The 12,468-nt window shown below is 70.2% G+C and carries 11 protein-coding genes; 6 read left to right on the top strand and 5 right to left on the bottom strand.

Going from position 1 to position 12,468, the window contains the following annotated elements:
* Positions 1–51 precede the first annotated feature (51 nt).
* Positions 52–1,263 (top strand): cation:proton antiporter, encoded by a 1,212-nt coding sequence (locus QJS31_RS20680; RefSeq protein ID WP_282778839.1) that lies wholly within the window; start codon positions 52–54, stop codon positions 1,261–1,263.
* 28 nt (positions 1,264–1,291) lie between these two features.
* Here the strand turns inward: QJS31_RS20680 and QJS31_RS20675 are convergent, their stop codons facing one another.
* A complete protein-coding gene (locus tag QJS31_RS20675) occupies positions 1,292–2,008 on the bottom strand; it encodes a TetR/AcrR family transcriptional regulator (RefSeq protein WP_306357458.1) in 717 nt (238 codons plus the stop codon).
* Positions 2,009–2,052: 44 nt separating this feature from the next.
* The gene (locus QJS31_RS20670) at positions 2,053–2,745 is read right to left on the bottom strand and encodes a TetR/AcrR family transcriptional regulator (RefSeq protein WP_282778842.1); all 693 of its coding nucleotides are present in this window, start codon (positions 2,743–2,745) and stop codon (positions 2,053–2,055) included.
* 144 nt (positions 2,746–2,889) lie between these two features.
* Between QJS31_RS20670 and QJS31_RS20665 the strand changes: the two genes are divergently transcribed.
* From QJS31_RS20665 to QJS31_RS20650, 4 genes are all read left to right on the top strand, one after another.
* A complete protein-coding gene (locus QJS31_RS20665; RefSeq protein WP_282778844.1) occupies positions 2,890–3,345 on the top strand; it encodes a nitroreductase/quinone reductase family protein in 456 nt (151 codons plus the stop codon).
* Between the two features lie 111 nt (positions 3,346–3,456).
* On the top strand, positions 3,457–4,191 hold the full coding sequence (locus tag QJS31_RS20660; RefSeq protein WP_282778846.1) for a helix-turn-helix domain-containing protein: 735 nt from the start codon (positions 3,457–3,459) through the stop codon (positions 4,189–4,191).
* 87 nt (positions 4,192–4,278) lie between these two features.
* On the top strand, positions 4,279–5,178 hold the full coding sequence (locus tag QJS31_RS20655) for a diiron oxygenase (protein WP_282778848.1): 900 nt from the start codon (positions 4,279–4,281) through the stop codon (positions 5,176–5,178).
* Complete coding sequence (locus tag QJS31_RS20650) at positions 5,175–6,944, top strand: FAD-dependent oxidoreductase (RefSeq protein WP_306357457.1); 1,770 nt, start codon at positions 5,175–5,177, stop codon at positions 6,942–6,944. The genes QJS31_RS20655 and QJS31_RS20650 overlap by 4 nt, the downstream gene beginning before the upstream one ends.
* Before the next feature lie 163 nt (positions 6,945–7,107).
* Here QJS31_RS20650 and QJS31_RS20645 read toward each other — a convergent pair whose 3' ends face one another.
* On the bottom strand, positions 7,108–7,476 hold the full coding sequence (locus QJS31_RS20645; protein WP_282778852.1) for an arsenate reductase family protein: 369 nt from the start codon (positions 7,474–7,476) through the stop codon (positions 7,108–7,110).
* 22 nt (positions 7,477–7,498) lie between these two features.
* Positions 7,499–9,943: a hypothetical protein gene (locus QJS31_RS20640; RefSeq protein WP_306357456.1), complete on the bottom strand. Its 2,445-nt coding sequence runs from the start codon at positions 9,941–9,943 to the stop codon at positions 7,499–7,501.
* A 505-nt stretch (positions 9,944–10,448) separates the two neighbouring features.
* On the opposite strand from QJS31_RS20640, the gene QJS31_RS20635 reads away from it, so the two are divergent.
* Complete coding sequence (locus QJS31_RS20635; RefSeq protein ID WP_029928002.1) at positions 10,449–10,667, top strand: hypothetical protein; 219 nt, start codon at positions 10,449–10,451, stop codon at positions 10,665–10,667.
* A 310-nt stretch (positions 10,668–10,977) separates the two neighbouring features.
* Here QJS31_RS20635 and QJS31_RS20630 read toward each other — a convergent pair.
* The coding region (locus QJS31_RS20630; RefSeq protein ID WP_306357455.1) for an HNH endonuclease signature motif containing protein at positions 10,978–12,468 on the bottom strand (1,491 nt) is incomplete at its 5' end.

Below are 12,468 nucleotides of genomic sequence, written 5' to 3'. Positions count from 1 at the left end.
ACCACCGTGTCCTTGTCCTGACCGGCCGTCGGGGGCGGGCAGGATGACGGCATGTCCGTACTCGCCGCGGCCGCGGACCCCACCCGGTCGGCCATTCTGTCGCTGTTGCAGATCGCGCTGGTCACCGTGCTCGCCACGGTGCTGGCCCGGCTGGCCCGCGGCTACGTGCCGGATGTGGTGCTGCTGCTGGGTTTCGGCGTGCTGATCGGGCCGCACGTCCTGGATTGGGCCGGGACCGCGGGCGGGGTCGACCTGGTCGCCCAGCTCGGGCTGGGCATGCTGTTCCTGCTGGCGGGCTACGAACTCGATCCGCAGGTGCTGCGCGGCCGATCCGGTCCCGCGGCCTGGCTCACCTGGGTGGCGAGCCTGGTGCTGGCCACCCTGGTGGTGACCCTGGCGGCCCCCGAGGTCGGTTTCACCGCGCATGTGGCGGTCGCCATCGCCATGACCTCCACCGCGCTGGGCACGCTGCTGCCGATCCTGAAACAGGCCGGCATGCTCGACTCCGCGCTGGGCCGGGCCGTGCTGCGACACGGCGCGGTCGGCGAACTGGGGCCGATCCTGGCCATGTCGCTGCTGCTGTCCAGCCGCAACCCGCTCGCGGCGGTGGTGGTGCTGGTGCTGTTCGCCATCGCGGCCGCGCTGGTGGCGGCGGTGCCACGGCGGCTGCTGGCCCGCATTCCGGATCTGCGCGGGCTGCTGGTCGAACTCGGCGGCGGCACCGTGCAGCTGCCGGTGCGCACGGTGCTGTTGCTGCTGTTCACGCTGATGGCCATTGCCGAGGTGTTCGATCTGGATGTGGTGCTGGGCGCGTTCGCGGCGGGTATGATCCTGCGCACGCTGGTGCGCGAGGCCGATCCCCGGCTCGAAAACCAGTTGAACACCTTGGGTTTCGGTTTCCTGATCCCGGTGTTCTTCGTGGTGTCCGGGATGGGCATCGATCCGGCCGCCATCGCCGGGAACCCGCTGCACTGGGCGCTGTTCGTGGTGTCCATCGCGGTGGCGCGCGGCGGGCCGGTGTGGTTGGCCGAACGCTGGTTCGACCACGGCGGCAACCTGACCTCCGGCCGGGAGCGCGCACAGCTGGCCCTGTACTCGGCGACCGGTCTGCCCATCATCGTCGCCGTCACCGAGGTCGCGACCGCGGCCGACCTCATGACCGACGAACTGGCGTCGCTGCTGGTGGCGGCGGGCGCGGCGACGGTGCTGCTGTTCCCGCTGGCGGCCCGGATGGTGGATCGGCGACCGGTGGCGGCCGACTGAGCCGACCGCTGTCGACGGCGACCGCGTGTCAGCTCGCGTGCTGCGCTTCGGCCCGCGAGATCAGGTCGGCGACCAGGCTGTCGCGGGTCAGCGGCACGTCCAGGCTGCGGGCGTTGCCCTCCAGCAGGGCCAGCACCGATTCGGTGAGAATGCCCTCGACCTGTTCGGAGGTCAGGGTGGAGGCGGGGTCGGCGCGCCAGCTGTTCACCACGCCGTCCACGAAGCCGATGATCCCGAACGCCGTGGGGCGCGCGCGATTCGCGTCGATCCCCCAGCGGGTGAGGGTGGTGGCGAACAGGTCGGCGAGTTGTCCGCCGATGCGGTCGCGGGCGCCGGCCATGGCCCGGGAGGCGTCCCCGGCGGTATCGGCGGCGATGAGGAAGCGGTGCAGGTTCCGGTGCCGCTCGACCCAGCCCACGTAGGTGCCGATCGCACCGCGCACGGCGTCGCGCAGGGTGCCGTCCGGGCGCAGGCGCGGAAGCAGTTCGGCGAGCAGCGATTCCAGGATGTGGCGGCGGATCTGCTCGTCCAGGTCGGCGCGGCCGTCGAAGTGCCGGTACACCACCGGGCGCGGTACCCGCAGCCGGTCGGCGATCTGCTGCACCGAGATCTCCACGCCGTGCTCGGAGATCACCGCGAGGGCGGCGTCGAGCATATCCGCGCGGCGGCGGGCCTTGTGACCGTTCCAGCGGGTGCTGCGGCCGTCCGCCGCGCGGGAGGTATCGTTCGCGCCGGTCTTGGTCATCAATTCACCTTAGCGCGCCGCCGCGCTGCCCGAGACGGCCTGTCTCACACATCACGGAGTCCGAGCAGATCGGCCATGGTCTCCACCGCGTAGTCGAAGAACGCCGCCGCCGGGTCCATACTCCCGACCAGTTGACCGTTGAGTTCGAAGCTCACCGCGCCGAACAGCTGGGTCCAGGCCACCACCGTCCGGGCCAGCGCGGGCGCGGGCACCCCCGGGGTGAACCGGTCGGCGAGGGCACCGATCTGTTCGGCCAGTAGCGGGTCGAGGTGCTCGTCGGGAACCGCGAGAGTGCCCGCCGCCCACGCCCGTTCGACAATGCCGAGCACCGCGAGGGGTACCCGCGCGGCCGGGTCGACGGTGGTCTGCGGGGCCGCGTAACCGGGTACCGGGGAACCGTAGAGCAGTGCGTATTCGTGCGGATGCGCACGCCCCCACTCGCGCACCGCGTGCGCCGCCGCCCGCCATTGCGCGCGCGGGTCGTCCGCCCGCGCCACCGCGGTTTCGACGCTCGCGCCGATGGTGTCGTACGCCTCGATGAGCAGCGCGGTGAGCAGATCGTCGCGGCTCGGGAAGTACCGGTACAGCGCCGAGGACACCATGCCGAGTTCGCGCGCGATGGCGCGCAGCGACAACGCGGCGGCACCGGATTCGGCGAGTTGGCGGCGGGCGGCATCGGTGATCTCGCGGGTGATCTCGGCGCGGGCCCGGGCGCGGGCGGTCCTGGGTGCACTCATACGCAACAGTGTGCCACGGTTCGGAGCGCTGCAACATTTCGAGAGCACTGCTCTTGACAGTGCGGCAACCCCGCGTGCACACTGATCACATCAGAGAGCACCGCTCTCAAGAGTTGACGCTCGTGCAGCAGACAGGGACACGTCATGAACGACACCGCCGCCAACCGCCACATCGGCCCCTCCGGACTCGACCCGCTCGTGAACCGACTCGCCACCCGGCTGAGCAAACTCGGCATCAGCGTGGCCGGGTCCCGCCTGCTGGCCGTGCGCGGCCGCACCAGCGGCGAATGGCGCACCGCCACCGTCAACCCGCTGACCACCCCCGACGGTTCGCGCTACCTGGTCGCCCCGCGCGGCCACACCCAGTGGGTGCGCAACCTGCGCGTCGCGGGCGGCGGGGAACTGCGGCTCGGACGCCGGACGGAGGTGTTCACCGCCGCCGAGGTCGCCGATGCCGACAAGATCCCGGTGTTGCGGCTGTACCTGCGGAAGTGGGGCTGGGAGGTCGGCCGGTTCTTCGAGGGTGTCACCAAGGACGCCACCGATGCCGAATTGGCCGCCATCGCACCGGGTTTCCCGGTCTTCCGGATCGAATCCTGATCCGGCGCCGTCCACGCGCCGGGTGGGCTGTCCGACGGGTTCGCGCCGAACGGTAGTTTCATCCGCTGAGTCGGGATTGTCGTGAGCGGTGGGTGTCGGAGGTTGTGCGCGGTGGTCGAACCACAGGTGGCCATTGCGGGGTACCTCCGAGAGCGCCGCGAGGCATCGGGTCTCACCCGCGCCGAACTGGCCCGCCGCGCCGGGGTGTCCGCCGCGCTCATCCAGAAGCTCGAACAGGGCACCCGACCACCCACGTCCACGGCGCTCGGCGCGCTGTTCGACGTGCTACAGGTACCGGAGGTGTATCGGGCGTACGCCGTCGAGGTGCTGCAACCCACCGCGGCCGTCCCGACCGGCCCGGCGCCCCGGCCCACCCCGGTGGAACTCGACTTCCTGCACAGCCTGCCGCATCCGGCCTGCTACCACCTCGCACCCACGCTGGACCTGATCGCCGCGAACGACGCGTATACGCGGGCGTTTCCGGGGCAGGAGCCGGGCACCAACATCATGACCTGGATGCTGCTGGACCCGCGCGCCCGCCTGGTCCTCGAGGACTGGGAGCGGGAGGCGCACATCATGGTCCAGTCCTTCCGGCACATGGCCCCGGGACTCACGCCGCCGGAACGCATCGCGCAGGTCACCCGGCAGTGCGAGGGGTCCCCGGACTGGGAGCGGCTGTGGTCGACCGATATTCCGCCCGCCGCGATGAACTGGCGACCGGTCCGCATCCGCCCGCCCGAGGGCGGCGACTGGACGCCCATGCACGTGCAGGTATTGCGCTGCGATCTGCCGCGCCGGGGGTGGTGGCTGTATTCGATGGTCCCTATCGCGGAGGCGTCACGATAGCCACGGGCACGTTGACCGGTACACCATGTCTCACTAACCTGTGTATGTAACGGCTTGTATCGGAAACTTCGAGTTCGGAGAGCTGTCATGGGCAATGAGGCCACCCTTCTCCCCCGCGATTCGTTCGCGCAGCGCCTGCTGAGCGGATCGGCGAAGAAGTCCTACGACCCGGTGGTGGACCTGGATTGGGACGCCCCGCTCGACCCCGAGAAATTCTTCCTGCCACCCGAGGTCGTATCGCTCTACGGCACCGAACTCTGGGCGGCGCTGAGCCCGGCGCAGCGCCGCGAACTGTCCCGCCAGGAGTTGGCCAATGTGCTGTCGGTCGGGATCTGGTTCGAGAACCTGCTCAACCGCCTGCTGCTGCGCGAACTCATGAACGGCGACCCCACCTCCCGGCAGTCGCACTACACCCTCACCGAGATGGGTGACGAATGCCGCCACATGATGATGTTCGGCAAACTCGTCGACCGCATCGAGGCCCGCCCGTACTGGCCCAATGCCGGTGGGCGGGTGGCGATCTCCGGCTTGCAGCTGTTCCTGCGCGGGTCCATGGTGTGGGTGGGTGCGCTGGTGGGCGAGGAGATCTTCGACGCCGTGCAGCGCCGCACCCTCGACGATCCCGAACTGCAACCACTGGTGGCGCGGGCCATGCGGGTACACGTCACCGAGGAGGCGCGGCATATCGGATTCGCCCGCGACGCCCTGGCGCGGCGGGTCGGCTCCATGTCGAAGGCCGAACTCGCCTACACCCGGCTGTGTGTCGCGGTGGCCGCGCCGCTGTTCGTCCATCTGCTGACCAATCGACACATGTACGAGCGGGCCGGACTGGACGGGCGCGCCGCCCGTCGGATCGCCCGCGAGAACCCGTACGCCAAGCGCACGCTCGGCGCGGGCGCGGCGAACCTCGCCGGATTCCTGGACAAGCACGGGCTCATCGGCCCGATCGGCAAGGCGATCTGGCGACGCCGGGGGCTGATGGCATGAGCGAACCCGAAATCGTCATCGTCGGTGCGGGTTTCGGGGGTATCGGCACCGCCATCGAACTGCGGCGGGCCGGATTCGAGGATTTCGTCATCCTGGAGAAGTCGGCCGAGGTCGGCGGAACCTGGTGGGAGAACACCTATCCCGGCTGCGCCTGCGATGTCATGTCACTGCTCTACTCGTTCTCCTACGCGCCCAATCGGGAGTGGACGCGGCTGTTCGCCCGCCAGGACGAGATCCTCGACTACCTGAAACGCACCGTGGACCGGTTCGGGCTGCGCGAGCGGCTGTGGCTGCGCGCCGAGGTGACGGCCCTGGATTTCGACGACGACGCCGACCGCTGGGAGGTGCGCCTCGCCGATGGGACACGGTTCCGGCCGCGGTTCGTGGTGCTGGCGGCCGGGCCGCTGCACATACCCGCCGTCCCCGACTTTCCGGGGCGGGACACGTTCGGCGGCACGAGTTTTCACTCCGCGCGCTGGGATCGTGACTTCGATCCCGCCGGGCAGCGCATCGCGGTGATCGGCACCGGTGCCAGTGCGGTGCAGTTCGTGCCGGAGATCGCACGCGACGCCGCGCGGGTGTCGGTGTTCCAGCGCACCCCGCACTGGGTGATCCCGAAACCGGATCGGGCGCTGTCGACGTGGGAGCGGCGGATGTTCCGGCTGGTGCCGGGGACCCAGCGGCTGTACCGGTGGGTCACCTACTGGGGTTACGAGTCGTCGATCGTGGGCTTCCTGCGGCCGGAGGTCATGCGGCGGTTCGAGTTCCTGGCGCGCGGGCACCTGCGCCGCCAGGTGCGCGATCCCGAGCTGCGGCGGCGGCTCACCCCCGCGTACCGCTTGGGCTGCAAGCGGATTCTGGTGTCCGACGACTACTACCCCGCGCTACAGCGGGAGAACGTCGAATTGGTGACCGACCAGATCGACCGGATCGACCCGACCGGTATCACCACGGCCGACGGGGTGCACCGGGAGTTCGACGCCATCGTCTACGGCACCGGGTTCCAGGTCGCCGACCGGTTCGCCGAGCAGCATGTGGTGGGCGCGAACGGTCGTTCCCTGCGCGACGCATGGCAGAGCGGAATGGAAGCGTTCCTCGGGGTCGCCGTGCACGGCTTCCCCAATCTGTTCCTCATCATGGGACCGAATTCCGGCGGCGGCAATCAGTCCATCGTGTTCATGATCGAGGCGCAGGCCCGCTATATCCGGCAGTGCCTGGAGTCGGCGCGGCGCAATGGCAGCACGCGGGTGGAGGCGCGGGCCGGGACCCAGCACGAGTTCAACCGCAGGATCCAGGCGAAACTGGCGGGCACCGTCTGGAATTCGGGCGGCTGCGACAGCTGGTATCTCGACGAGCACGGGGTGAACCGGGCGGCGTGGCCGGGATCCAGCGTCTCCTACTGGCGCACGCTGCGCCGCCCGAATCTCGGGCATTTCGATCTCACCGTGCCCGCCGATCGCGAACCGGCGCACGAGTATTCGGGTCCGGCCCTACTGGACGCGCCCGGAATGGAGCTGCCGGTGACCGTCACGCTCGGCGGCTATCCCGATCCGATCGACGGGCGGTATCACTGGTACGGGCGGATCAGCGCCACCCCGGGGACGGAATTGCCCGACCCCGGCCGGGCCCGGGTATATCTGGCGCTGCCAGGGCGGGAGCCGGTGCCCGCCCGACTCGAGGAACGGGATCCCTGGGGAAATCTACGCATCGCCGGGACTGGCGAACCGCCATTTCCGCTGGAACCGGTGGCGGCCGAGCACATCTGACCGGCACCCGCCTGGCAACGGCATGCGGCCCGGACCGCGATACCGGGCAGCGGACGCGCGGACGACGTAGGCGCGGGTGCCGAACTGTGCGGGCCACCCGGCTTCGAGAATCCGCGGATGGTGGCACGGCGCGGATTCTCGTCGCGTGTGCCCCGACCCGTTGTCAGAGCAGCGTGGTGAGCGAGTCCTGGTCGCGGGCGACGACGGCGCGACCGTCGGCGGTCAGCACGATCGGGCGCTGGATCAGCCGCGGATGCTCGGCCAGGGCGGTGATCCAGCGGTCACGGTCGGCGGGGGTGCGGCCCCAGCTCGAGACGCCGAGTTCCTTCGCCTGCGCCTCGGCGGTGCGGGTGATGTCCCACGGTTCCAGGCCGAGTTTCGCCAGCACCGCGCGCAGCTCCGCCGCGGTGGGCGGATTGTCGAGGTACCGGCGTTCCACGTAATCGCCGCCGGCGGCATCGAGCACCGCCTTCGCCGCCCGGCTCTTCGAGCACTGCGGGTTGTGCCAGATCTCGGTCTGTTCGGCTGCCATGGGTCCCGAGCCTAACCGGTGCTCACAGCCAGTCCACCACCCAGCGGTAGGGGCGCATCCAGTACAGCGGGCCGGGCGGGACCGGGTGGCCCCAGCGCTGCTCGGCGTGCTGCACGGCGGCCAGCGCCGGCGGTGGCGGGGTGCCCTCGAAGATCTCGTGAATGTGGCGACGCCAGGTATTGAGCATGGGGCCGATCGCGTCGAGGTCCTGCGCGAAGGCGAAATCGAGGCAGCGCGACATCAGGGCGTCGACGGCATTCGCGGAGGTGATCGGGTCGCCGGTGCCCAGCGAATGCAGGAACGCCTCGATGAGCGCGTAGGCGACGGCGTCGTGGACGGAGGTCTGACCGTTCTCCAGCGCCCAGATGCCCAAATAGGTCGGGCCGCTGTTGTCGGTCCACACCGCGTGCGCCTCCGCCACCCGGTCGTCGAAGATGAGCGCGGTCAGCAGGCCCAGCACCGATTTCGCCATGATGAGCGGATCGGGCTGTCCGGCCTCCAGCGCGTCGTCGATCAGTGCGCGGAACGCGGAGGCTGCCAATTGCGCCCGGCCCGCCGCCAGCAGCGCGTCGGCGGTCTCCCCGCCCGCGCACTGATCGGCGGGGGGCTGCTTGGGTCCGTCCGCCGGGAGCGCCGCGTCCTGCGGGGCCGGGGCCGCGACCGAATGCATGTCGAGCAGCATGGTGGAGGGGTCGGTGGGCGGCGGAAGAGCCGCCGAGAACGGCCGAGCCGGGACCGGTTCCCCGAATGCGTTCTCCGGCGCGGCGAATTCGTCGAACGACACGTCCGCGGCGGAACCGGCCAACTGGCCGAACGGTGGAATCACGTTCGACGAGCCGGGATCGGCGAACGGGGCGTCGGCGCGCTCGCCGCGGGTGGGCAGCGGCGGCAGTCCCGGCGGTGCGCCGACGTCCGGTATGGGCGACTCGGCGTCCAGCGATGATCGCCCGGACCTGCGCCGTCCGGGCAGCGGCGGCAGTCCGGAGATATCCGGCTCCGCGGTATCCCCGCTGGGGAATCCCCCGCCATCCGCTCCCGCCGGTGGCGGCGGCCCGCCACGGTCCGCTTCGGGAGCCGGGTCCGTATCGGGCACAAGCGAAAACCCCCCGCTGTCCCGCCCCGACAGTGGCGGTAGCCCCCCGGCCTCCCGATCAGGTAACGATGGCAGTCCCCCACCGCGCCCCGGCAATGGCGGCAAGCCGCCCGGTTCCTCGTCCGGCGTCGGCGGCAGGTCACCGGCGGCGCGTTCCGCCGACGGGGACGGAATCCGAGCCTCCCGGTCCAGCACTGGCGGCGGGCCCCCGGCGTGGCGGCCCGGCAGCGGCGGCAGGCCCCCGGTCTCCCGGTCCGGCAGCGGGGGCCGATCCCCGGTATGTCGGCCAGGCAGCGGCGGCAGGTCCCCGGTCTCCCCGTCCGGCCGCAGCGGTCGGTCCCCGGCGTGGCGGCCCGGCAGCGGCGGCAGGCTCCCGACCTCCTGGTCCGGCAGTGACAGCGCAGCGTCGGCGTCCGATTCGGGCGGTGGCGTCGAGGTCTCGGCGTGTCGGCCCGACGGCGTGGTCATCCCGCCGCCGTCCCGTTCCGGTGGAAGCGGCTCCGCGGCACGACGGTTCGGCGGTGCGGGATGTTCGTCGGCCGCGCCGCTGCTCACGGTCGGCAGACCCAGCGGGTCGAGGTCCGGGGCGGCCGGGTCGGCGGCGGCGAAGGGGGCCTTGCCGGGTGTGAGCAGGTCCGGGCCGGATGCCGCGTCCGCTGCCGCGCCGTCCGGGAACGGCGGGTCGGCCGGCAGCTGCGCACCGGTGCCGTGCACTCCGGCGATGCGGTCCTTGATGGCGGGCGCGCTGTCGAGGTATTCGCGTGCCTCCCGGGCGAATTCGTTGTCCACGCCGGTCAGCCAGTCGCGACCGGCCCACAGAATGTCGAACACGTCCCCGCCGACCTGGTGTTCCACGGCGGCGCACAGTGCGTAGTACCCGTAGGAGCGGTAGTCGTCGAACCCCTCCCCCTCGCGTACCAGCAGCACCGCGTACGGAGTGGCGAGATCGTGCCTTTCGATGTCCCCGAGCAGGGTGCAGGCGGTCATGGCCGCCATCAGCACCTCGTTCTCCGCCCCGAGCTGGCGGCGAATCGCGATGCACTTGTCCGCCATGGACACCGCCACATCGGCCCGGTCCAGCTGTGTGGCCGCCTCCACGGCCATGGAGTACATGGTCGCCATGCTCCCGGCCGGGATATCGGCCGCGAATCGCGCCGGACCGCTCTCCGCGATGCGTAGCGCCTGCGCGAAATCCGCGGCGGCGAAGGCGGCTCGAAAGCGGTAGGACACGATCCAGCCGTAGTCCTTCGGGTCGGGTTGGTCCAGCAGCGAGTCGTCGAACGCGGTGAGCCGCTCCAGCGCCTCCACCGCCTGTCCCTGGTCCAACATGCCGCTCGCCTCGTTCATCACTGCGACGAACGCCTCTCGATCCATGATCGCCTTCCCGAATGATCCAAACACTGGATCGTATGCCGCGGCCCCGGATCGGCGTGGCCGGTGAGGGGAATCCCACAGTGCCAACACCATTGGCATCACTCCCACCGTCCCCGCCTGTGCCGTAACCACACTCGCTGGGTCTACGAATCCAGTATCCGCATCCCCACCGACACCACCACGGCACACCTCGCCCCAGACCTGTTTCCGCTGCGTAAAAGATCGATCCGAGTGGCCGACGCGCGATCTGGCGCGGACCACGGCTCCGCCGAACCCGCCGCATTTCGCTGCGCGCCATAGCCGCAGGCGGTGGAGGGATCCGAGCGAAAGGGAGGGGAACCGCGGGGTTGCCCGCGAACCGTGGTTCCAATCTCTCGAAAACGACGATTTCGCTTCGCGGATTCGCTACGAGAACACCCGCGCGACCGTAGCGTGAGGGTATGAGTGGGGTAGGCGCGGGGATCCGCCGGGCGTGCTGGTGCACCCGACGCGCCGGGAGCGACGCATGATCGGAGACGAGGCGGAACGCCGCAATGGCCGCGACGGCGGGCCGATCTCCTTTCAGCACCGTGACGACGGCATCTGGCCGGTCGGCGACGACGGCTGGCCGCTGACCGTCGAGCAGGTCGCCGAACTCGACAGCGATGGACGGGACACCCGTGAGCTGCTCGGTCATATGGGTGAGATTGTGGATGTCGAGCCGGAGTCGGTGGAGGACATCTGATTTCCGTGTCACGGACGGGTCTTCGTCCTGGTCGGGGCGGGATGTCGAGGCGTTGCGTCGGGTCCGGCCAATGCGTGGGACTGGCGGCGTGGAACATGCGTGGACCGATATGTTCCGCACGTATGTCACTTCGGCATTCGAGGCCAGCGTGAGTAGTTGGGTGTTGCCGTAGAGATTTCAAGGATGAGTGTGGTTGCGTTGGGTGCCTTACCTGGCTTTCGCTGACGCCGGGTCGGGTGCCGCGCGCGTCTATCCCAGCCCACGGACTGGCTGGGGTTGCGTTCTCGAGACGGGCCTTTGCGGGGTGTGGTTATTGGCGTAAGTGATCGCCTCGGGTCGGGTCCGGGCGGTGGGTGCGGTGGTCTGTCGACGACCGGTCGTGATGGCCGGTGGGTCGTCGATCGGCTGTTCGGTGGTCGCGGTGACGGTGACCGGACCGGTCGAGATGGTCGGCACCGTGCCGGGTCGGGGCATCGGTGAGCCACTGCTCGGGATGGTGATGCAGATTCACCCGGGGTGCCCGTGCCGGATCGATGCGGGTCGGGGGTGCCCACGCGACACGACCCGGATACCGGCCGCTACCGACACCGCCGTTGCTGCGGTTGCCGCCACCGCTGCCGCCGCCGATGCTGTTGCCGCGTCCGAGGGTGGCCCACCCGGTCGGATCCTCAGCATCCTCGGGGATCTGGGCGTGGCAGCGGTCGCACACCAACGTCAGGTTCTCGATATCGGTACGACCACCCCGCAACCACGGGATCATGTGATGCACCGCGCACATCGTCGCGGGAGCCTCACACCCGGGGCGGGTACAGCCTCGGTCGGCGGCGATACACGCCAACCGCTGCCACGACGACGCCAGGCGATACTTCCCCCGCCCCAAATGCAACGGGAGTCCTTTGCCGTCGAACAGCATCAACAACGGGTAGCTGCCCTCGGCCATCCGCAACGCATCGGGGATCGACATCACCGACCCCGATGCGGTGTGGGCGTACCCGGTTCCGGCCTGCAAGTCGGTGAGACTCATCGTCAACACCACCGACACCGGCACACCCCGATGACTCCCCAGGTTCTCCGGACCGCCCCCGGCCGCCAGGAACGCTTTCACCGCGTCGTGGTTACGCTGCCCGGCACTACGCCGGTCCCGCCGCGCCGCCACCTCCATGAGATCCTTGTCGACCGCACCCGGCCCCATCCGGGGGCTGTCGGGATCCTCGGGATTACACATCCCCGGACGCGCCCACTTCGCCAACACCACATCCAACAACGCCCGCAGTTGCGGATCCAGCACGCCCTTGACCTCACTCATACCGTCCACGCGTTGTTTGCCCACCCAGAGCTCGCGGCGGCGGGCGCGGTCGTCGTCGCTGGTGAGGACCCCGTCCGGGTCCAGGCACGACAGCAGCACGTGCCCGACCTTGGTCACGTACTCCGGCGGCATCTGGCTCGCCGCGCGGGCGAGCTGCTGTTCGGCCTCGGCCTGCGTCTCGACGGGCACCGCGTTGGGGATGCGGTCCATCACCCGCATGATCACCCGCGCGTGCTCAGGCGAGATCGTGCCCTCGGCCTGCAACGCCGCCGTGGTCGGCAACAACGCCGGACCCGGTTCTCCACAGAACGCGCGCGGCCGCAACGGGATCGAGGCCCGTACCCGTGCCCCGGCCTCGGCGGCCGACAGGCGCAGCACGTCGATCAGATAGCCGCGCATCCCCTTGGCCCCGGCACGCTCCCACAGATGCCGGGATTCGACTTCGGCGATCATGCGGTGCGACAGTGCCGCCATCCGACACCGCACCGATTCCAC

The sequence above is a fragment of the Nocardia sp. CC213A genome (assembly GCF_030766805.1).
Classification (GTDB): domain Bacteria; phylum Actinomycetota; class Actinomycetes; order Mycobacteriales; family Mycobacteriaceae; genus Nocardia; species Nocardia otitidiscaviarum.
Note: the sequence above shows the minus strand (reverse complement) of the source record. Positions and strands in the feature narration are given on the sequence as shown.

What these genes read in the sequence shown, in the direction of transcription:
- QJS31_RS20680 (WP_282778839.1), top strand. Translation starts at nt 52, where the DNA reads ATGTCCGTACTCGCCGCGGCCGCGGACCCCACCCGGTCGGCCATTCTG.
- QJS31_RS20675 (WP_306357458.1), bottom strand. Translation starts at nt 2,008, where the DNA reads ATGACCAAGACCGGCGCGAACGATACCTCCCGCGCGGCGGACGGCCGC.
- QJS31_RS20670 (WP_282778842.1), bottom strand. Translation starts at nt 2,745, where the DNA reads ATGAGTGCACCCAGGACCGCCCGCGCCCGGGCCCGCGCCGAGATCACC.
- QJS31_RS20665 (WP_282778844.1), top strand. Translation starts at nt 2,890, where the DNA reads ATGAACGACACCGCCGCCAACCGCCACATCGGCCCCTCCGGACTCGAC.
- QJS31_RS20655 (WP_282778848.1), top strand. Translation starts at nt 4,279, where the DNA reads ATGGGCAATGAGGCCACCCTTCTCCCCCGCGATTCGTTCGCGCAGCGC.
- QJS31_RS20650 (WP_306357457.1), top strand. Translation starts at nt 5,175, where the DNA reads ATGAGCGAACCCGAAATCGTCATCGTCGGTGCGGGTTTCGGGGGTATC.
- QJS31_RS20645 (WP_282778852.1), bottom strand. Translation starts at nt 7,476, where the DNA reads ATGGCAGCCGAACAGACCGAGATCTGGCACAACCCGCAGTGCTCGAAG.
- QJS31_RS20640 (WP_306357456.1), bottom strand. Translation starts at nt 9,943, where the DNA reads ATGGATCGAGAGGCGTTCGTCGCAGTGATGAACGAGGCGAGCGGCATG.
- QJS31_RS20635 (WP_029928002.1), top strand. Translation starts at nt 10,449, where the DNA reads ATGATCGGAGACGAGGCGGAACGCCGCAATGGCCGCGACGGCGGGCCG.